General features: G+C 61.4%; 20 protein-coding genes and 1 tRNA gene. 9 read left to right on the forward strand and 12 right to left on the reverse strand.

The features are described 5' to 3' along the window. Positions 1–18: 18 nt before the first annotated feature. Both PRZ03_RS20390 and PRZ03_RS20395 read left to right on the forward strand, forming a co-directional pair. Positions 19–795, forward strand: a complete 777-nt coding sequence (locus PRZ03_RS20390) for an ABC transporter ATP-binding protein (protein WP_273602025.1) — start codon at positions 19–21, stop codon at positions 793–795. Between the two features lie 12 nt (positions 796–807). Next, a complete protein-coding gene (locus tag PRZ03_RS20395; RefSeq protein WP_273602026.1) occupies positions 808–1,527 on the forward strand; it encodes an ABC transporter ATP-binding protein in 720 nt (239 codons plus the stop codon). A gap of 61 nt (positions 1,528–1,588) precedes the next feature. On the opposite strand, the gene PRZ03_RS20400 is transcribed toward PRZ03_RS20395, so the two are convergent. The 3 genes from PRZ03_RS20400 to PRZ03_RS20410 form a co-directional block, all read right to left on the reverse strand. Then, positions 1,589–2,695 carry a Leu/Phe/Val dehydrogenase gene (locus PRZ03_RS20400; RefSeq protein ID WP_273602027.1) on the reverse strand — a complete coding sequence of 369 codons (1,107 nt, stop codon included), beginning with the start codon at positions 2,693–2,695 and terminating at the stop codon, positions 1,589–1,591. A gap of 139 nt (positions 2,696–2,834) precedes the next feature. Then, positions 2,835–3,575, reverse strand: a complete 741-nt coding sequence (locus PRZ03_RS20405) for a 2OG-Fe dioxygenase family protein (protein ID WP_273602028.1) — start codon at positions 3,573–3,575, stop codon at positions 2,835–2,837. 15 nt (positions 3,576–3,590) lie between these two features. Next, the gene (locus PRZ03_RS20410) at positions 3,591–4,631 is read right to left on the reverse strand and encodes a CDP-6-deoxy-delta-3,4-glucoseen reductase (RefSeq protein WP_273602029.1); all 1,041 of its coding nucleotides are present in this window, start codon (positions 4,629–4,631) and stop codon (positions 3,591–3,593) included. A gap of 100 nt (positions 4,632–4,731) precedes the next feature. Between PRZ03_RS20410 and PRZ03_RS20415 the strand changes: the two genes are divergently transcribed. Next, complete coding sequence (locus PRZ03_RS20415; RefSeq protein ID WP_409993981.1) at positions 4,732–5,661, forward strand: SDR family oxidoreductase; 930 nt, start codon at positions 4,732–4,734, stop codon at positions 5,659–5,661. Here PRZ03_RS20415 and PRZ03_RS20420 read toward each other — a convergent pair whose 3' ends face one another. Together PRZ03_RS20420 and PRZ03_RS20425 are read right to left on the reverse strand one after the other, a co-directional pair. Next, positions 5,662–6,162 carry a rhomboid family intramembrane serine protease gene (locus PRZ03_RS20420; protein ID WP_263536039.1) on the reverse strand — a complete coding sequence of 167 codons (501 nt, stop codon included), beginning with the start codon at positions 6,160–6,162 and terminating at the stop codon, positions 5,662–5,664. 327 nt (positions 6,163–6,489) lie between these two features. After that, positions 6,490–6,574, reverse strand: a tRNA-Leu gene (locus PRZ03_RS20425). A gap of 100 nt (positions 6,575–6,674) precedes the next feature. Here PRZ03_RS20425 and cysM point away from each other — a divergent pair. Together cysM and PRZ03_RS20435 are read left to right on the forward strand one after the other, a co-directional pair. Beyond that, positions 6,675–7,598, forward strand: a complete 924-nt coding sequence (cysM, locus tag PRZ03_RS20430; RefSeq protein WP_273602031.1) for a cysteine synthase CysM — start codon at positions 6,675–6,677, stop codon at positions 7,596–7,598. Positions 7,599–7,692: 94 nt separating this feature from the next. Then, on the forward strand, positions 7,693–7,920 hold the full coding sequence (locus PRZ03_RS20435) for a sulfurtransferase TusA family protein (RefSeq protein WP_263535345.1): 228 nt from the start codon (positions 7,693–7,695) through the stop codon (positions 7,918–7,920). A gap of 97 nt (positions 7,921–8,017) precedes the next feature. Here the strand turns inward: PRZ03_RS20435 and galU are convergent, their stop codons facing one another. Beyond that, positions 8,018–8,893 (reverse strand): UTP--glucose-1-phosphate uridylyltransferase GalU, encoded by an 876-nt coding sequence (galU, locus tag PRZ03_RS20440; RefSeq protein ID WP_263535346.1) that lies wholly within the window; start codon positions 8,891–8,893, stop codon positions 8,018–8,020. Positions 8,894–8,988: 95 nt separating this feature from the next. Between galU and PRZ03_RS20445 the strand changes: the two genes are divergently transcribed. Further along, a complete protein-coding gene (locus PRZ03_RS20445; RefSeq protein WP_273602032.1) occupies positions 8,989–9,966 on the forward strand; it encodes an NAD(P)-dependent oxidoreductase in 978 nt (325 codons plus the stop codon). On the opposite strand, the gene PRZ03_RS20450 is transcribed toward PRZ03_RS20445, so the two are convergent. From PRZ03_RS20450 to PRZ03_RS20465, 4 genes are all read right to left on the reverse strand, one after another. Next, a complete protein-coding gene (locus PRZ03_RS20450; RefSeq protein ID WP_273602033.1) occupies positions 9,914–12,778 on the reverse strand; it encodes a valine--tRNA ligase in 2,865 nt (954 codons plus the stop codon). The genes PRZ03_RS20445 and PRZ03_RS20450 overlap by 53 nt on opposite strands. A gap of 76 nt (positions 12,779–12,854) precedes the next feature. Further along, positions 12,855–13,832, reverse strand: a complete 978-nt coding sequence (locus tag PRZ03_RS20455; RefSeq protein ID WP_273602034.1) for a GMP reductase — start codon at positions 13,830–13,832, stop codon at positions 12,855–12,857. A gap of 190 nt (positions 13,833–14,022) precedes the next feature. Then, positions 14,023–14,700, reverse strand: a complete 678-nt coding sequence (locus tag PRZ03_RS20460) for a type 1 glutamine amidotransferase domain-containing protein (protein WP_273602035.1) — start codon at positions 14,698–14,700, stop codon at positions 14,023–14,025. Between the two features lie 125 nt (positions 14,701–14,825). Next, a complete protein-coding gene (locus PRZ03_RS20465; protein WP_273602036.1) occupies positions 14,826–15,431 on the reverse strand; it encodes a TetR/AcrR family transcriptional regulator in 606 nt (201 codons plus the stop codon). A 199-nt stretch (positions 15,432–15,630) separates the two neighbouring features. Between PRZ03_RS20465 and PRZ03_RS20470 the strand changes: the two genes are divergently transcribed. From PRZ03_RS20470 to PRZ03_RS20480, 3 genes are all read left to right on the forward strand, one after another. Next, entirely contained in the window at positions 15,631–15,879 is a 249-nt protein-coding gene (locus PRZ03_RS20470; RefSeq protein ID WP_263535352.1) for a hypothetical protein, read from the forward strand. A 165-nt stretch (positions 15,880–16,044) separates the two neighbouring features. After that, on the forward strand, positions 16,045–17,166 hold the full coding sequence (locus PRZ03_RS20475; protein WP_263535353.1) for a sensor histidine kinase: 1,122 nt from the start codon (positions 16,045–16,047) through the stop codon (positions 17,164–17,166). Further along, entirely contained in the window at positions 17,163–18,011 is an 849-nt protein-coding gene (locus PRZ03_RS20480) for a LytR/AlgR family response regulator transcription factor (RefSeq protein ID WP_273602037.1), read from the forward strand. Before PRZ03_RS20475 ends, PRZ03_RS20480 begins: the two co-directional genes overlap by 4 nt. 28 nt (positions 18,012–18,039) lie before the next feature. Here the strand turns inward: PRZ03_RS20480 and PRZ03_RS20485 are convergent, their stop codons facing one another. Beyond that, entirely contained in the window at positions 18,040–18,225 is a 186-nt protein-coding gene (locus PRZ03_RS20485; protein ID WP_263535355.1) for a hypothetical protein, read from the reverse strand. Positions 18,226–18,357: 132 nt separating this feature from the next. Beyond that, positions 18,358–20,166, reverse strand: a complete 1,809-nt coding sequence (locus PRZ03_RS20490; RefSeq protein WP_273602038.1) for an aminopeptidase P family protein — start codon at positions 20,164–20,166, stop codon at positions 18,358–18,360. Position 20,167 lies beyond the last annotated feature (1 nt).

Here is a 20,167-nt window from a genome sequence, read left to right on the forward strand (position 1 = left end):
ACCCTTGAGGAGCATCCCATGAGCGAAGTTATTCTCAAAGTCGCCGGAGTCTCCAAGCGTTTTGGTGGCCTACAAGCGCTGGCCGACGTCGGCATTCAAATCAACAAGGGCCAGGTCTACGGCTTGATCGGCCCCAACGGCGCCGGCAAGACGACCTTCTTCAACGTCATCACCGGCCTGTACACGCCGGACGCAGGTACCTTCGAGCTGGGCGGCACGCCTTATGCGCCGACCGCCGTGCACGAAGTCGCCAAGACCGGCATTGCACGCACCTTCCAGAACATCCGGCTGTTTGCTGAGATGACCGCGCTGGAAAACGTGATGGTGGGTCGCCACATCCGCACGAACTCCGGCTTGCTGGGCGCGATCTTCCGCACCCCCGGCTTCAAGAACGAAGAGGCCGCGATCGCCAAACGTGCGCAGGAGTTGCTCGACTATGTCGGCATCGGCAAGTACGCGGAGTTCAAGGCGCGCACCTTGAGCTACGGCGATCAGCGACGTTTGGAGATCGCGCGGGCCTTGGCCACCGACCCCAAGCTGATCGCCTTGGACGAGCCGGCCGCCGGCATGAACGCGACCGAGAAGGTGGTGCTCAGAGAGTTGATCGACCGGATCCGCAAGGACGGGCGCACCATCCTCTTGATCGAACATGATGTGAAGTTGGTGATGGGCTTGTGCGACCGCGTGTCGGTGCTGGACTACGGCAAGCAGATTGCCGAAGGCACGCCCTACGACGTCCAGCGCAACGAGAAGGTGATCGAAGCCTATCTGGGCGCCGGTCACAAGAACCACTGAAAGAGCAGCCAAATGACAGCAAACATATTACTCAAAGTCAGCGGGCTCAAGGTGGCTTATGGCGGCATCCAGGCCGTCAAGGGCGTGGACTTCGAAGTGGCGCAGGGCGAGCTGGTCAGCCTGATCGGGGCTAACGGCGCCGGCAAGAGCACCACGCTCAAGGCCGTCACGGGCCTGCAGCCGGTGGCCGCCGGCGACATCGAATACATGGGTAAATCGATCAAGGGCCAAGGTGCTTGGGACTTGGTCAAGCAAGGCCTGGTGATGGTGCCGGAAGGGCGGGGTACCTTCACGCGCATGACCATCACCGAGAACCTGCAGATGGGCGCCTATATCCGCAGCGACAAAAAAGGCATCGAGGACGACATCGACAAAGTGTTCGCTATCTTCCCTCGCCTCAAAGAGCGGCGGCTGCAACTGGCCGGCACGATGTCGGGCGGCGAGCAGCAGATGTTGGCGATGGGCCGCGCCTTGATGACGCAGCCCAAGGTCTTGCTCTTGGACGAGCCCTCGATGGGCTTGAGCCCCATCATGGTGGACAAGATCTTCGAAGTCGTGAACGACATCCACAAGCAGGGCGTGACGATTTTGTTGGTCGAACAAAACGCCAGCCGCGCGCTGCAGATTGCCAACCGGGGCTATGTGATGGAGTCGGGCCTAGTGACGATGACGGGCGAGGGCAAGACGCTGCTGAATGACCCGAAGGTCAGGGCGGCTTACCTAGGCGAGTGAGGGTTCGGCCGGGTGGAAAAAAGGCGGCCAGTGGCCGCCTTTTTGTTGGGTGCTTGGATGCTCAGACCGGCTTGACCAGCTTGGCACGCGCCCAGGCGTCGGCGACGCGGCCGGGGGTGGAGTTCTCCAGCTTGACGCGCTCCAGCAATTCGGCGACTCGCTCTCCGATACGGCTGACCTCGGCCATCACGGCCGACTCTTCGCCTTCGTTGCGGTACTCGCGGGCCACGCTGATGATGCCGCCGGCGTTGACCAGATAGTCGGGCAGGTAGCAGATGCCGCGCTGCTGCAAGGCGTCGCCATCGGCGGCGGTGGCCAATTGGTTGTTGGCCGCACCGGCAATCAGCTGAGCGCGGATTTGAGGCACGCTGACGCTGTTGAGCGCGGCGCCCAAGGCGCAAGGCGCCAGCACATCGACATCGGCCGACAAGATTTCGTCAATGCCGACCGCTTGCGCGCCCAGCAGTTGCTGCGCACGGGCAATTTTTGCGGCGTCCACATCGGTGACGACCAGCTTGGCGCCGGCCTTGTGCAGAAATTCGGCCAGATGCCAGCCGACCGCGCCCAGACCTTGGATCGCCACGCGCACGCCTTCGAGCGAGCTGCGCTTCAGGTGCAACTTGACGCCGGCTTCGATCGAAACAAACACGCCCCAAGCGGTCTTGGGGCTAGGGTCGCCACCAAAAGCACCGGCGCGCGGGATGCCGCTGACATATTGCGTTTGGGCCTGCATGCCCAGCATGTCGGCGGTGGTGGTGCCGACGTCTTCGGCGGTGATGTAGGCGCCGTCCAAAGACTGCACGGCGCGGCCAAAGGCGGCGAACAGGGCTGGGCGGTCAAACTGGCCGGCCGGCTTGATGATAACGGCCTTGCCGCCGCCAAAAGGCAGGTCAGCCAAGGCGTTTTTCAAGCTCATGCCTTGCGACAAGCGCAGCGCGTCGTTCAGCGCGGCCAACTCGTTGTCGTAGGTCCAGAAGCGGCAGCCGCCAAATGCGGGGCCGCGGGCGGTGCTGTGCACGGCCAGAATCGCCTTCAGGCCGGTCTCGGCGTCGGCCGCCAGCAACACGCGCTCATGCGGGGCTTGGTCGGGCAGACCGAACAGGGAAGAGGGGATGGATGAAGCAGGAGCGGCCGCGATGGCGCGCGCGAAATCAGAAATTGCATTCATGTCTTGATGGCACTCGTGATGCGGTTGAACGGGCTGGGTAGCCCAGGAATCGGCTGCTTTTGGTAGCCGAGGCCGGCAAGTGTAATGGGGGTGCAGGCAGCCGGCCAAATCGGCTGGGGCTGAAAAGCCGCAAATTTCCTCACAAAGCCTGAAAACCACCCGCTCTCAGGGTGACGACCAAGGTGTCGCGGTAGCCATGGTCGGCCGTCGGTTGAATCGGCGTGGTTTCGTGAATCACGCGCTCGTCGTCGAGCAGCAGCAGGGTCCAGGGTTCGCTCATGGTGAAACGTTGCCCACTCGGGCCATTGGCTTCAAAAACCCGCGACTCGCCGCCTTTAATGCCATGGCGATCCACAAAAAACACCGCGACGAAATCCACGCCGTCGCGGTGCGCGCCCTCCGGCGTTGGGCGGCCAATGCCGTCGGTGGTGTCGATGCGAAATTGGTGCGCCTCGATGAACCAGCGGCGCTCACCTTTCAGGCGCGAGGCCACGCCGGCCAGACCGAGCATCAGCTGCCGCCAAACCGGCAATTGGCAAAGTTCCTCCGCCAAAGGTTCGAACCATCGTTCGATCCCGCCGTGCAAGGCGTTGTAATCTAGCGGCTGCCAATGCGCCCGGTGCGCAACAGGGGTCAAGACCTGACCCTCAGCGCCAACTTCAGCGACAAAGCAACCGTGACGACGAAAGCGGTAGCGGCCGCCGTCACGCAGATAGGCGTCCGGCGGCAGGTCGGCCCAGAACTTCGGCAATTCGGCCAAGTCCTCAAGCCGGCAAGCCAGCGTGGCGGGCAGGCTGCTGGGCGCAATGACCACCGCACCTTGCTCGCGCAACTGCGCCTCGAAGCATTCAGCGGCGACATAGGGCGGTGTAAACATCATGGCGCAGTCTGGCCTTCAGTTGGATTGAGCTTGGTTTTTGTCGGCTTCGGAGGTGAAAGAGTCGGCGTAAAACTCTTCCGCCGGCAAGCCGCATTTGGCGACGAATTCGGCCTTGGCCGAGTCCACCATCACCGGCGCGCCGCAGGCATAAACCTGGTAAGCCGACAGATCTGGCAAGTCGGCCATCACCGCTTGATGAACAAAGCCGGTGCGGCCGCTCCAGCCGTCTTCGGACTTGGCCTCGGATAGCACCGGGACGTAGCTCAAGCCGGGCGTGCTGGCGGCCGCCTGCAGCGCCCAATCATGCAAGTACAGATCGGCCTTGCTGCGGCAGCCCCAGTACAGCGTGGTCGGCCGCGTCAGGCCCAGATGCTGAATGCGCTCGATGATGGCTTTAAGTGGCGCAAAGCCGGTGCCACTGCCCAGCAGCACGATGGGCTTGTCGCTGTCCTCGCGCAGGAAGAAACTGCCGAACGGGCCTTCCATGCGCAGGATGTCTTTCTCCTTCAGGGCGCTGAAGACGTGGTCGGTGAACTTGCCGCCCGGCATGTGGCGGATATGCAGTTCGATGAAGCCCGGCATGCTGTGCGGCGCATTGGCCATGCTGTAGCTGCGGCGGGCGCCGTCGCGCAAGATGAACTCGACGTATTGGCCGGCGTGGAACTGAAAGTTCTGGGTGGCCGGCAATTGCAGGCGCAAGACCGCGACATCGGCCGTGGGCTTTTCCACACTGGCGATGCGGCTGGGCAACTTGAGCACAGGGAATTCTCCGGCGCCCGGCACGGTGCGGGCTTCAAGGGTGCAGTCGGTCTGCGGCGTGGCGCAGCAGGTCAGCACAAAGCCGGCGGCTTCTTCGGCTTCGGTCAAGGTCTTGGCCTGATGGGCGCCGTGAATCACGCGGCCTTCGAGCAGGCGGCTTTTGCAAGATCCGCAGGCGCCATCGCGGCAGCCATAGGGCAGGCCGATGCCGCCCCGTATGGCCGCGCTCAGCAGAGTTTCATCACGTTCGACGGAAAAGACGCGCCCGCTGGGCTGTACGGTGACCTGAAAATTCATGTGATGGCGCTTCTAAATGCAAGGCGGCCCGGGAAAGCCGGGCCGTACACTGAGTCGCTATTTTGCCTGAGCTTGAAACATGTCCATCGGATCGCTTGCTATCCCCTCTTCAACAGCCGGCTTGGCTGCGGGTTCCTACCCGGTCAAGTTCGGGCGGCCCCGTTTGTTGATCGTCGGTTGCGGTGACGTGGGCATGCGGGTACTGCGTCAGCTGCGTCGCACGGCCGGGCGTTGGCAAGTGCTGGTTTTGAGTTCAAGCCCCGGGCGCCTGGCGGAGCTGCGTGGGGCGGGTGCCCGGGTGCTGATGGGTAATCTGGATCAAGCCGACACGCTGGCGCGCCTGGGCGGCGTTGCCGATGTGGTGTTGCATCTTGCGCCGCCGGCAAGCAGCGGCGCCGAGGACAGGCGCACGGCCAATTTGCTGCGGGCGCTGGCGCGCAGCCAGAGCCCCAAGCGCCTCATTTACGCCAGCACGACTGGGGTTTACGGTGACTGCCAAGGCGCTCGGCTTGATGAGTCCAGGCCTGCCGCTCCCAGTACCGATCGGGCGCGGCGTCGGGTGGATGCCGAGCAGCGCATCCGCCGCTTCGGTGCCGAACATGGGACGGCGGTGACGATTTTGCGCATCCCCGGCATTTATGCTTCCGACCGGATCGGTGGCCATCCGCGCGAGCGTTTGGCGCGTGGCTCGCCGGTGTTGCGGCGCGAGGACGATGTGTTCACCAACCATATACATGCCGATGACCTTGCGCGCGCCTGCGTTCTGGCGCTGTCCAAAGGTCCGAATCAGCGCGTGCTGCATGTCTGTGATGACAGCGAAATGCTGATGGGGGACTACTTCGATCTGGCGGCCGATCTTTGCGGTCTGCCGCGTCCTCAGCGGGTGAGCCGCGCGCAGGCTCAAGAGCTGATGTCGCCTATGCAACTCAGCTTCATGAGCGAATCCAGACGGCTGATCAATCAGCGCCTGAAAACCGAGTTAGGACTGCGGCTGCTTTACGGCCAGATTGCCGCTGGCCTTGTGGCTTGATCAGCGTCGGCGCGCGCCGCCGCGCCAGTAGCGAATTAGCAGGTAGGCACCCAACATGCCGCCCAGATGGGCGAAATGCGCGACGCTGCTGTTGTTGTTTAAACCCAGCAGCAATTCCAGCGCACCAAAGATGGCCACAAAGTACTTGGCCTTCATCGGGATAGGCGGGAACAGCGGCACGATGATCCGGTCGGGGAAAAGCATGCCAAAGGACAGCAACAGACCGAACAGCGCGCCCGAGGCGCCGACCGTTGGTGCCATCGATCCCATCAGCAAGGTCACGATCAACTGCACCACTGCTGCGCTCAGAGTGCTGGCAACCAATATTTGCGTATAACGCTTGGCGCCCCAGACGCGCTCCAACTCCGAGCCAAACATCCACAGGCCCAGCATATTGAAAAACAGATGGAATTCGCCGCCATGCAAAAAGGCGTAGGAAATCGGCTGCCAGGGCATGAAGCGGCCCGACTGCAAGGGCCACAACTCAAAGGGGATCTGCATGCCGCGGGGCAGGAGCAAAAAGGCGCAGTAAAAACCCACACAAGCCAACATAAAGGCTTTGGTAACTGGAGGGATATGGGGCATAGGAATGTCGTCGCTCTCAAGATGCCGCGATGGGAGGCTGGGCGCAAAGACGCCACACGGATGCTCCAGTGTAAACGCTGCCTTTAACGAGGCTTTCGACGCTGCCGTCATGGGAAGTAACAAAGTACCTGCATTGCGCTTGGACGCAAAAAAGCCACCTCAAGGGTGGCTGTCTGCAATGAACGTTGTTGCCTTCGCCCATCAATTTCAACTTCGATTTACCCGCCACCCTAGTTTGCACTATGGTGCCCGAGGCCGGACTCGAACCGGCACACCTTGCGGCGGGGGATTTTGAGTCCCCTGCGTCTACCGATTCCGCCACCCGGGCTGGGTGTTGGCAGGTTTGTCGCTGCTGAAGCCCACGATTATGCCACGAGAATTTCAAAGCTGTAAACACTTATTTGAGTTTGACTGCCACAATGCCGTTCATGAGCAAGAAAATCAGCAAAAAACAGTACCCCAGTCTTGAGGATGTGATCGGCAATACGCCCTTGATCCGCTTGCAGCGCCTATTGGAGCCCGAGTTGGCCGCGCGCGGCAATGTGATCCTGGCCAAGCTGGAAGGCAACAACCCCGCAGGCTCGGTGAAGGACCGGCCTGCCATCAGCATGATTCGTCGGGCCGAAGAGCGCGGCGAGATCAAGCCGGGCGATACCTTGATCGAGGCAACCTCCGGCAACACCGGCATTGCCTTGGCGATGGCGGCTGCAGTGCGCGGCTATCGCATGGTGTTGATCATGCCCGAGGATTTATCGATCGAGCGGGCTCAAACCATGAAGGCATTTGGTGCCGAATTGATCCTGACGCCCAGATCCGGCGGTATGGAATACGCCCGCGATCTGGCCGAGCAGATGCAAAAAGATGGCAAGGGGCGGGTGCTGGATCAATTCGCTAACGCTGACAATCCGCGCGTCCACTATGAGACAACCGGCCCGGAGCTATGGCGTGACACCAGCGGGCAGATCACCCACTTCGTCAGCGCCATGGGTACGACGGGCACCATCACCGGGGTTTCTCATTATTTGAAGGAGAAGAACCCAGCGGTACGCATCATCGGTGCGCAGCCGGCCGAGGGTTCGCGCATCCCGGGCATTCGCAAATGGCCGCAGGCCTACCTGCCGAAAATCTATGACGAGCAGGCCGTTGATGAACTGGTTTTGGTGAATCAGGTCGACGCCGAGGAAATGGCGCGCCGCATGGCCAGGGAGGAGGGCATCTTTGCTGGCATCTCGGCGGCTGGTGCTTGCTGGGTGGCGTTGCAGTTGGCTCGCACGGTGGAGAACGCGACGATTGCATTCATTGTTTGCGACCGGGGTGACCGCTATCTGTCAACAGGCGTCTTCCCTGCCTGAATTGCTGCGGGTGCAATGCGGGCGGGCATTTAAGATAGGCTAGACAGGCGGATAAGCCATCAGCTCATTTAGCCAGATCAAGGATCAGTAGAAAATGGACGTGCAAAAAGAACTCGATACGAGGGGCCTGAATTGCCCTTTGCCTATTCTGAAGGCCAAAAAAGCCTTGGCTGAAATGGAGAGCGGGCAGCTTTTGAAGGTCATCGCGACCGATCCAGGTTCGACGCGTGACTTTCAAGCATTTGCCCGCCAAACCGGCAATGAGTTGGTGGAGCAAAGCACGCAAGCGGATGAATTCATCCATGTGCTGAAGCGTCGCTGAGCGCAAGGCTCACAACACAAGTCGGCTCACCAAGCCGACGCCATCAAAAAAAGCCACGCATGCGTGGCTTTTTTGCGTCTGAGCGGGCAGGAAAAGTTCAGAGCTCCAAGGTCTTTAGGAATTCCCTGAAACCTGCGCCCAACTGCGGGTGCGCCATGGCCAATTCGACATTGGCCTGTAAAAAACCTTCCTTGCTGCCGCAGTCATAACGCTTGCCTTCATAGGCATAGGCAAACACCTTTTCGCGACGAAGAAGGCCTGCGATCCCGTCGGTCAGCTGAATCTCGCCACCGACGCCGCGCGGCTGGTTGGCAATTTCGTGAAAGACGCCGGGGGTCAAGATGTAGCGGCCGGCGACGGCCATACGGGAAGGTGCATCTTCGGGTGCGGGCTTTTCGACGATGCGCGTCACGTCCATCAGCCTGTCGTTGATGTGCGTGCCGGCGACGATGCCGTAACGGCGCGTGTGCTCGGCAGGAACTTCTTGCACCGCCAAGATGGACGCTCGCCAATCGGTGAACTGCTCAACCATCTGTTTGAGCACGGGAGGCCGGCCCACCATCAAGTCATCGGCCAGCAGCACGGCAAAAGGCTCGTTACCGACCAAGCGCTGCGCGCAAAGCACCGCATGACCCAGGCCCAAAGCCTGAGCTTGGCGGACGTAGACGCATTCCATATCGTCGGGCTTGACGCTGCGCACCACTTCCAATAATTCTTGCTTACCCGCCTGTTCGAGGGCTATCTCTAATTCGAAAGTCATGTCAAAGTGATCTTCGATAGGGCGCTTGTGGCGGCCGGTCACGAAAATCATTTCTCTGATGCCGGCGGCGTAGGCTTCTTCGACCGCATATTGGATCAAGGGTTTGTCGACCACCGGCAGCATCTCTTTGGGCTGCGCCTTGGTGGCGGGCAAAAACCGGGTACCTAAACCGGCAACGGGGAAGATTGCCTTCGTGATTGCATTGACTGCCATAACCGTACACTCTCCTATTGGCTGGGCGCATTGTTGCATGTGGAATTATCTGGAGCATTTGCGCCAAAGCCGAGATTACAACATCGAAAAATGACATGAGCCTGCTGATCCTGGAACCGCTTGAATCCGAAGTCATGCAATGGCTGTCGGAGCGCAATAGCGTACGCTTTGCGCCGGAATTGGTGGGCGAGACTGCGCAGCTTTTGCAGGCCTTGCATCAAACCCGAGCCTTGATCGTGCCGCCCAGCGTGGCCGTTGATGCCGCACTTTTGCGTGCGGCGCCGCGTCTGCGGGTGGTCGGGCGCATGAGTGCGGGCGGCGAGAATATTGATTTGGAGGCTTGCCGTGCCGCGCGTGTGGAAGTGATCCGCAGCTTGACGGCCACTGCCAGTGCCGAGGCCGAGTTCGCGATCGGCGCCTTGTTGGCTTTGCTGCGACGCGTGCCGGTCTTGGCCAGCGACGGCATGATGGTGGGCCGCGAGTTGGGCTGCGCGACGATTGGCTTGATCGGCATGACGCCGGCCTCACGCATCTTGGCGCAGCTGCTGCCGGCCTTTGGCACGCGGGTCATCGGTTATGACCCTAGCCTGCACCAAAGTGACCCTCTATGGGCGCAGTGGGGCATTGCACCGTTGCCCTTGCGCGACTTGATGGAGCAAAGTGACGGTGTGTGCGTGCAGCTCGGTTACTTCCCACGCTACCGTGGCCTGATGGGCGAGCGCGTGCTGGGCTTTGCCAAGCCAGATCAAGTGCTGGTCAGCATCGCGCACTCGGCGATTTTTGATGATCAGGCCTTGGCCGACGCGCTCACCAGCGGCCGCATCCTGGCCGCCTGGTTCGACAGCATGGAGCCGGGCCTGCAAGAGCCAGGCTGCCCCTTACACGGCGTGCCTTCGTTCCAGGTCACGCCCAGGCTGGCCAGCACGACACGCGAGTCGCGCGCACGCGCCGCCTGGGGTGTGGCGCGGCGCGTCGACGAGTTGCTGGCGGCGCCGCCGGAGCCGGCGCCGGAATTCAGAATCAGTGCGCCAGGCGGCTTAGCTGATCCTTTAGCCGAACGACGGTGGCGCTAAAGTCGGTCAGGCGCTGACGTTCCTGCTCCACCACCGCGGCAGGCGCGCGCGCGATAAAGCTCTCGGTGCCGAGCTTGGCCGTGATCTTGACGATCTCGCCTTCCAGGCGTGCGATTTCCTTGTTCAGGCGTGCAGTCTCGGCTTCGACGTCGATCTCCACATGCAAGGCCAAGCGGGCCTCGCCATGCACCAGCACCGGCGAGTTGGCGCTGGCTGCTGCAAAAGCCGCTTCATCCGCGATGAACTGAACCTCGCTGAGCTTGGCCAGCGTCTTCAGGAAGGGTGCAGCCTCGGCCACAAAGCCGGTGTCTCCGCCCACCAGCAGCGGCACGCGCGCCGAGGCCGATAGATTCATTTCGCTGCGCAGGCTCCGGCAGGTGCTGACGATGGCCTTGAGGTTGTCCACCCAGGCACAGGCAGCCGCATTGATGCGCTCGGGCTGGGCGATGGGGTAAGTCGCATTGACCAGGTACTCGCTTGTCTTGCGTCCGGCGATCGGTGCCACCGTCTGCCACAGTTCCTCGGTGATGAAGGGAGCGATCGGGTGCAGCAGACGCAGAATTGTTTCCAGCACGCGGATCAGCGTGCGGCGGGTGGCGCGCTGCTGTGCCTCTGAGCCGTTCTGGATCTGCACCTTGGCGATTTCCAAATACCAGTCGCAGTACTCATCCCAGACGAAGGAGTAGATGGCGTTGGCGACGAAGTCCAAACGGTATTCGGCGAAGCCTTGGGCCATGGTCTGTTCGACTTTTTGCAACTCGCTGCTGATCCAGCGGTCGGCCTGGCTGAAGGCCAGGTAGCCGTGGAACTCGGCGCCCGGCGCGCATTGCTCCTTGCTGTGCTCTTTCAGGCCGCAGTCCTGACCCTCGGTGTTCATCAGCACAAAGCGGGTCGCGTTCCAGAGCTTGTTGCAGAAGTTGCGATAGCCCTCGCAGCGCTTGGTGTCAAAGCTGATATTGCGGCCCAGCGACGCCAGCGAGGCGAAGGTGAAGCGCAGTGCATCGGCGCCAAAGGCGGGGATGCCTTCGGGGAATTCTTTTTCGGTCGCCTTGCGCACCTTGGGTGCCGTTTCCGGGCGGCGCAGGCCGTGTGAGCGCTTGTCCAGCAGGGGCGCCAATGCGATGCCATCGATCAGGTCGACCGGATCCAGCACATTGCCTTCGGACTTGCTCATCTTCTGGCCCTGTGCGTCGCGCACCAGGCCATGGATATAGACATGCTTGAACGGCACTTGACCGTTTGGATGCGCCTCGGACTTGGTGAAATGCTTGGTCATCATGATCATCCGGGCGACCCAGAAGAAGATGATGTCGTAACCCGTTACCAAGACGGAGGAGGGCAGAAACAGGTCTTGCTCCAGCGTCTTGGCGGGCCAACCCAGGGTCGAGAAGGGCACGAGGGCACTGGAATACCAGGTGTCCAGCACATCCTCGTCGCGGGTCAATGTGCCCGTGTAGCCGGCGGCCGTGGCCTTGGCGCGCGCTTCGTCCTCATCACGCGCCACGAACAACTCGCCGCCCGCGCCGTACCAGGCCGGGATCTGATGGCCCCACCAGAGCTGGCGCGAAATGCACCAGTCGTTGATATTGCCCATCCAATGGTTATAAGTATTGACCCATTGCTCCGGGTAGAACTTGACGTCGCCCGAGGCGACTGCCTCAACCGCGCCTTGGGCAATGCTTTTGCCGTCGGCGCCGGGCTTGTTCATCGCCACAAACCACTGATCGGTCAACATCGGCTCGATCACCTGGCCGGTGCGCTCGCAGCGCGGCACCATCAGCTTGTGCTTTTTGACCTCGACCAAGAAGCCGGCGGCCTCCAGATCAGCGACGATCTTTTTGCGCGCAACGAAGCGGTCCAGGCCTTGATACACCAAGGGCGCGGCCTCGTTGATCTTGGCGTCCAGTGTCAGCACGCAGATCAAGGGCAGGCCGTGGCGCTGACCGACCGCATAGTCGTTGGTGTCATGTGCGGGCGTGACCTTGACGACGCCGGTGCCGAAGGCTTTGTCAACATAATCATCAGCAATGACGGGGATCTGCCTGTCGCACAGCGGCAGCACGACTTGCTTGCCGATCAAGGTCGCATACCGCTCGTCTTCAGGATGCACCATCACGGCCACGTCGCCCAGCATGGTTTCCGGGCGAGTGGTGGCGACGACCAGATCGCCGCTACCGTCGGCGAGTGGGTAGCGGATATGCCAGAGGAAGCCGTCTTCCTCTTCGCTGCTCACTTCCAGATCCGACACCGCCGACTTCAGCACCGGGTCCCAGTTGACCAGTCGCTTGCCGCGGTAGATCAGGCCTTCGTCGAACAAGCGAACAAAGGTCTCGCTGACGACCTTTGACAGACCTGCGTCCATCGTGAAGTATTCGTGCTCCCAAGATACGCTGTCACCCATGCGGCGCATCTGGCGCGTGATGGTGTCGCCGGACTCTTTTTTCCACTCCCAGACGCGCGCAACGAAGTTCTTGCGGCCCAGATCATGGCGGGTTTTCGCACCTTCCTCGCCCTTGTCGGCCAGTTGACGCTCGACGACGATTTGCGTTGCGATGCCGGCATGGTCGGTGCCGGGCACCCACAGGGTGTTGTGGCCCAGCATGCGGTGGTAGCGCGTCAACGAGTCCATGATGGTCTGGTTGAAAGCATGGCCCATATGCAGGGTGCCGGTCACATTGGGTGGCGGCAACTGTATGCAAAACGACTCGCGGGCAGCGTCCAACGTGGGCTTGTACAAGCCCTTGGCTTCCCACAAGGGACCCCAATGAGCTTCAAGGGCGGCGGGTTCAAACGATTTGGCGAGTTCGGTCATGATGGCGCTGAAAAGGCAAGGGGCGTCTCCCGCAAAGGAGGCGCCCCATTCAATGAGTGGGAGTGGCTTGATTGTCCTACATGAACAAATGTTCCCCCGCGTTCTCCCCCCCGAGAACAACGTAATTCACCTTGCGCAGGTCCGCCAAGGTTTTGCCGCCGGAATACGACACCGAGCTTTGCAGGTCTTCTTGCATTTCTCGCAAGGTGTCGGCCAGCTTGCCTTTGACGGGCTCTAGGATGCGTTTGCCCTCGACATGCTTGTATTCGCCCTTGTTGAAGTCGCTGGCTGAGCCGTAATACTCCTTGAAGAGCTTGCCGTCTACCTCGACGGTGTTGCCGGGCGACTCTTCATGGCCGGCGAAGAGTGAGCCGATCATCACCATCGCCGCACCAAAACGCATGCTCTTGGCGATGTCACCGTGGTGGCGGATGCCGCCATCGGCGACGATGGGTTTGGTCGCGACGCGAGCACACCACTTCAGGGCCGATAGCTGCCAGCCGCCGGTGCCAAAGCCTGTTTTCAAGCGGGTGATGCAAACCTTGCCCGGGCCGATGCCGACCTTGGTGGCGTCGGCCCCCCAGTTTTCCAGATCGATCACACCTTCGGGTGTGCCCACGTTGCCGGCAATCACAAAGCTGTCGGGCAGCTTGTTCTTGATGTGCGCGATCATGCGTTGCACGCTGTCGGCGTGGCCATGTGCAATATCGATGGTGATGTAGTCGGCATCAATGCCTTCGGCGGCGAGGCGGTCAATCACGGCGTAATCAGCGGCCTGCACGCCCGAGCTGATCGACACGAACAAGCCCTTGTCCCGCATGGACTTGGCGTAAGCCACGGTGTCGAGATCAAAGCGGTGCATCACATAGAAGTAGCCGTTACGGGCCAAATGCTCGGTGATGCTTTCGTCCACCACGGTTTTCATATTGGCCGGTACTGCGGGCAATTTGAAGCGGCGCGGGCCGAATTGGACCGAGGTATCGCATTCGCTGCGGCTTTCTACACGGCATTTACGTGGCAGCAGCAGGATGTTGTCGTAGTCAAAGATTTCCATGATGGAGTGGTTCCGGGTTCGCAAATTTCGGTGTGCGTTCACGCAGTGCACACCTGGGGCTGCGAGCGCTTGACTTGGACGTCCGGTAGGCTGGTCGCGATGCCATCAGCAAAGGATGGTGCGGCCAAAAAAACCGGGCGCCAATATTTGGGCCCGGTGAGTGATTCTACGCGACTTGCGCGCGGGCCAATCAAGCCAGCAACTTCAGCAATTCATGCGCTACCAATTCGGAAGAGGCCGGGTTTTGCCCGGTCACCAACTTGCCGTCAAGCACTGCATAGGGCTGCCAATCGGCCGCCTTGCTGTAGTCGCCGCCGTGGGCTTTGAGCATATCTTCGACCAAGAAGGGCACGATATCGGTCAATTGCACCGCCGCCTCTTCGCTATTGGTGAAGCCGGTCACGCGCCGGCCTTGTACCAGTGGCGAGCCGTCCGCGTTTTGGGTGTGACGCAGGACGCCCGGCGCATGGCAAACAGCCCCGACCGGCTTGTTGGCGCGGGCAAAAGCTTCGATCAAGGCGATCGAGACTTTGTCCTCGGCCAAGTCCCACAAAGGGCCGTGGCCGCCGGGGTAGAAAACTGCGTCGAAATCCGTCGCTGTGAGGCCGGCCAACTTGCTGCTGTTGGCCAGTACGGCTTGGGCTGCCAGGTCAGCGCGGAAGCGCTCGGTCGCTGCGGTTTGTGCGCTCGGGTCGTCGCTCTTGGGGTCCAGTGGCGGCTGGCCGCCCAGGGGTGAGGCTACGGTGATGGCAGCGCCTGCGTCCTTAAAGACATAGTAGGGCGCGGCAAATTCTTCCAGCCAAAAGCCTGTTTTCAGGCCGGTGCTGCCGAGTTGATCGTGGGAGGTCAAAACCATCAGAATCTTCATTGTGTTTCCTTGCGGGTGTGCGGCTCTGAGAGCCGAGGGGTGTTTGATATTGGGCTTGGCGCTTGTGAAGGGGGGGGGGCAAGAGAGGCGGCGCTTGAGCGCGCTGCATTGCGCTTCATTGCGCGTCACTGCACTGAATCGGCTCTAGGCGCGAGTTGCTTGCGCGTCACCACCAGCGCCTTTTGCAATGCCGAGTCGTCCAGACGCAGCTTGCTCAGCAGGCTCGCACCCAGCCACATTTGATACAGCGCCTGAGCAGCCTGCCCGGCCTCGATATGCCGCCCGACCGAGCCATCTTGCTGGCCGTCAGCTATGCATTCGTCCAGTCGCCTGATCACCTCATCGGTGCCCAAGCGCAAGCTTTCACGCATGCTCTGTGAGAGATCGGCCACCTCGGCCGCCAGCTTGACGACCAAGCATTTATCACCGCCGCCGGGGCCGGCTTGGGCTTGCGTCCACTGCGTGAAGTAGCGCATCAATCGCTCTGACGCGGGCAAGTCCGTCTGCTTGAACAACTCGTCCAGGCGCAGCCCATAGTCGTCGAAGTAACGGTCCAGCACAGCGCGTCCAAAATCTTCTTTGGACGCGAAGTAATGGTAGAACGAGCCTTTGGGAATATCGGCCGCCTGCAGTATTTGAGCGAGGCCCAAGGCCGAAAAACCTTTGCTTTCGATCAAGGGCCGCGCAGCATCCATGATGTGCAGTTTGTTGGCGTCATAGGTGGCTCGCATGACGCCAGTGTAGTTTAAATTAGACCGGTCGTCTACAAGGTGGATCTGCTTACGCGCCGGACTTGCGCCCGCGCTGCCGGAATCGCCTGCTTTGGCAAGGCCCTCTTTGGGGTGCCCCCAACGTGGGTGCATGCGCTTGGTCCCGATCGCGCAGACATTGCGTTCTGAGCGCAGACAAACAGCTGCGTTGGAGCTGATCATGTATTTCGATGAAGTGGACGCCGGGGACTACAGGATTTACGCGGGTGCTACCGACCGGCTCAACGGATATGGTTATGTGGCCGCCGTCGTGGTGGTGCGCATGCGCGCAGGCTTGCCGCGGCAAGAGGCTTTTCGGGACGAGAATCTGGCCGGCGGATTTACGTGGTCGTCGCCGGCAGAAGCCTTGCAGTTTGCGATCAATGCGGGGCGTGATGTGGTGATGTGCCGGGGCGGTGCCTTGGTTTGATCTGGCCGGACGGCCAGGTCGTAGACGCCGACCAAGCGGCGCAGCCGTGGTGAAACTCCGTCCGTTCAGGGCCTGGATCGCGGCCTGTGGACGGTATTCCGTCATTCATCACTTTGAGATCGCCAAACTCTTGGTGCGCAGCTTGCCAGCCCTTACGCTGTGCACATGTCGAATCTTGAAACTCATGCGCCACTTGGGAAAACTCAAGCTGTAGGCGCCAGCTTGCTCAGTCATGCACAGGCTTGGCAAGGCTTTATTGCCTACTTGACGCCGATGCGGCTGGGCCTGTCGCTGGGGCTTTCGGCCCTGGCCGCGCTGCTGCTCAACCCCATTTTCGTTACACCCTTGCCTGAGTTGCTGGGGCGAACCTTGGTGATTGGCCTGCTGGCCCTGCTGGCATTTTCAGCTGCCGGTCAATGGCCCCGACGTTTGCCAAACTGGTTAGCGCGCTGGCTGCTGCAGGTGGTCGTGGTGGGTTTGACGGTGCCTTTTGCCACCGTCTTGGTCTACTTGGTGCTGGTCGGAGGCGACATCTCGTCCTTGCTGCAAAACCCGCACCGGATCTCCGGCTTTATATGGATCGCCGGCTCGGGGCTGATGGTAGGCCCCTTGTTGGCAATGGGGGCGCTCTATCGGCACCGCGACGCAGAGGCCCGCAGCCAAGCGCTTTCTTTCGAGTTAGAGCGCAGCGAGTTGGAGCGCCAAGCCTTGGATGCGCGCCTGCGGCTGCTGCAAGCGCAGATCGAACCGCATTTCCTCTTCAACACCCTGGCCAATGTGCGCGCATTGGTGGAAACCGGTTCGCCCCAAGCGGCGCCGGTCTTGCGCAGCCTGATCGCCTATCTGAGGGCAGCAATGCCGCGCCTGCAGAATGAGGCCGCGACCCTGGGCGATGAGTTAACGCTGGTGCGCTCCTATCTGGAGCTGATGCATTTGCGTATGCCAGACCGGCTCAGTTTCCATATCGACGTGCCGGAACAATTGCGGGCCTTGCGTTTTCCGCCTATGGCCTTGTTGACCTTGGTGGAGAACGCGATCAGGCACGGCATCGATCCCAGCGAGGAGGGCGGGGTGATCGAAATTGGCGCCGAGGCTGCCACGGCGCAGGCACCGGTGCGGGTTTGGGTTCGCGATAGCGGCGTGGGCCTGCAACAAAGCACCGGCAGCGGCACCGGCCTGCGCAATCTGCGGGAGCGTCTGAAGATGTTCTACGGCAGCAGCGCGCGCCTTGATCTGACCGAGAATTCTCCCCATGGCCTGCGGGCTGAACTTCTGTTTACCCAATGATTTCAAGCACAACTCCGGACACAATTCGCCCGACCGCGCTGATCGCCGATGACGAGCCTTTGCTGCGCGAGAGCCTGGCACGCAGCCTGTCCGTGGCATGGCCGGAGTTGCAGATCGTGGGCTTGGCTCGCAATGGCCGTGAAGCACTGGAGCTGTTCGAAAGCCTGCAGCCCGAGATTGTCTTTTTAGACGTGCACATGCCCGGCCTGAACGGTATCGAAGCGGCGCGTCAGCTGGCCCGACGGGCGCAGATTGTGTTCGTGACCGCCTATGAGGAATATGCGGTGCAGGCCTTTGAGCAGGGTGCTTTGGACTATCTGGTCAAGCCGGTCGATGAAGTCAGGCTGGATGACACCGTAGCGCGGCTGAAAGCGCGGCGGGCCGCGCCTCAGGCCGGCGTTTCACAGTCGACGCAAGTGCTGGAGGCCGTGATTGCCCAGTTGCTTGAGCGGCTGGGGCAGCCTGCTGCTGCGGCTGTAAATGCGTCAAACGCCCCGGGCGCAGCCGAGCCGGCGCCCAAGTATTTGCAATGGATTCGCGCATCGGTCGGGTCGACGCTCAAGCTGATTCCGGTTGATGACATCGTCTACCTGCGCTCGGATGAGAAATACACCTTGGTCGCCTGGAGCGAGGGCGAAGCCTTGATACGCACGCCGATCCGCGAGTTGATGGATCAGCTCGATCCGGACAGCTTTGCGCAAGTGCATCGCTCGGTGGTGGTGAACCTGCATGCGATCAGCCATATCACGCGCGGATTGAATGAAACGGCTGATGTGCATCTGAAGGGCCGCACCGAGGTGCTGCCCGTCAGCCGCAGCTACCTGCATTTGTTCCGGCAGATGTGAGCGTTCAGAGTGATCGTTCAGATGGGCCTCAGCGGCTAGGCTGAGACTGCCCTGTGATCACCACGGGGTCGAGGCGCCAGAGCACCGGTGTACTGCCCTCCGGTGTGAAGAACATGGCATCGACCACGCTGACGACAAAGAGCAAGATCAGCGCCGCCAGCAAGGCGGTGTGCAGTCCGGATTCGGAAAAGGTGTGAATCTTGTGGCTGACCATGATGGACTCCTTGATAGAGAGAGTATTGATTCCCTCTACTTAACTCTAGGCATTGCAGGCTGATTTCACCAGGGGATCAGGCACAAAAAAAGCGCAGGAAAAACTGCGCTTTTCATTGGTGTTTGCCAATCGTCAAATGTTTTCGGTACGCAGCATCAGCCAAGCCAGCGCCGGCCCGCTCAGCAAAGGCGCCAGCCGCTCCCGCACCACAGCGTGATAGCGATTGAGCCAGGCAATGTTGTCGGCGCCCAAGAGATCGCGGTCGATGCAACGGGTGTCGATCGGGCATAGCGTCAAGGTCTCGAAGGCCAGCATCTCGCCGAACTGGCCGTTTTCGGGCGTTGACTGAGGCACATTGAGCACCAAGTTCTCGATTCGCACACCCCATTTGCCGGGTCGATAGACGCCCGGCTCGATCGAGGTGATCATGCCTTGCTCCATCGCCATATTGGCGTCAGGTACCCCCTTGGAGATGTTTTGCGGGCCCTCATGCACATTCATGAAGTAACCCACACCATGGCCGGTGCCATGGCCATAGTCCAGGCCATGGGCCCACATTGGCGCGCGTGCCAGGGCGTCCAGCATGGGGCCGAGCGTGCCGCGCGGGAAGCATGCACTTGACAGGGCCAGCGTGCCTGTAAGCACCAGCGTGTAGTCGCGCTTTTGCTCGGCCGTCACTTCGCCAATCGGCCAGACGCGGGTGATGTCGGTCGTGCCGCCGAGGTATTGCGCGCCGGAATCGATCAGCAGCAGGCCGTTGCCCTCAATCACCGCGTGAGAGGCGGGCGTGGCCCGGTAGTGCGGCATCGCGCCGTTGGCGTTGAAGCCGGCGATGGTGGGGAAGCTCAGACCTACAAAACCCGGCCGTTTGGCACGCGCCGCGCTCAAGTGCTCGTCGATACTCAGCTCGGTTAAACGCTCGCGGCCCAAGGCGTGCTCAAACCAAGCATAGAACTCGCACATGGCGGCGCCGTCTTGCACCATCGCTTCGCGCACAAACTGCGCCTCGGCGGCGGTCTTGCGGCTCTTGGCCAAGGTGCTGGGGTTGATGGCTTCCAGCACGCTGGCCTGCGCCGGCACGGCCTCGCGCAAGCCCAGCGTCACGCGGCGTGGGTCCATCAATACGCGCGCACCGGCGGGCAGGGCGGCCAAGGCGGCCGCGGCGGCGCCATAGGGCGCCAGGCGCACGCCGTCCAGCGCAAGGCGAGCTTCCAGGGCGGCGTCGATCTTGCCGGCTTCGACAAACAAGGTGGTGGCATCGGCGCTGAGCAGGCAGTGCGCCATGAAGACCGGGTTGTAGTCCACGTCGGCGCCGCGCAAATTGAGCAGCCAAGCGCTGTCGTCGACGCTGGAGATGAAGTGGTGGCTGGCCCCTAGGCGCTTCATCGCGGCACGTACATCGGCCAGTTTTTCGGCCCGCGACACCACCGCTTGTGGCGGCAGATGCTCGTAAATTTTGGCGTTCGGCAGGCCCGGCCGGGTCGGCCAGATGCGCGCGATCAAGTCCAGATCGGTGCGAACTTGAATGCCGGCCCGCTGCATGGCGCCGCGTAGCAATTGCGCCAGTGCCAGGCCCAGAATTTGGCCATCAACGGCCAGGCTTTGGCCCGGCTGCAACTGCTCGGCAATCCAGTCGATGTAATGCGTGGAGGCGCCGGTCGGAACCTTTTCCAGCGCGATGCCGGTGTGGGCCAACTCGCTGGCGGCCTGCGTCCAGTAGCGGCTGTCTGCGAACACCGCTGCACGCTCCAAGGTCACGACCAGGGTACCTACCGAGCCGGTGAAGCCGGACAGCCACTGTCGTCCCTGCCAGCGCTCGGGCAGGTATTCGGACAAATGCGGGTCGCTGGACGGCACCAAACAGGCATGAACGCCCGAGGTTTTCATCGCGTCGCGCAACTGTTCGATGCGCAAGCTGATTTCAGAAGTGCGGGTATCCATG

The sequence above is a fragment of the Roseateles albus genome (assembly GCF_028595345.1).
GTDB lineage: Bacteria > Pseudomonadota > Gammaproteobacteria > Burkholderiales > Burkholderiaceae_C > Paucibacter_A > Paucibacter_A albus.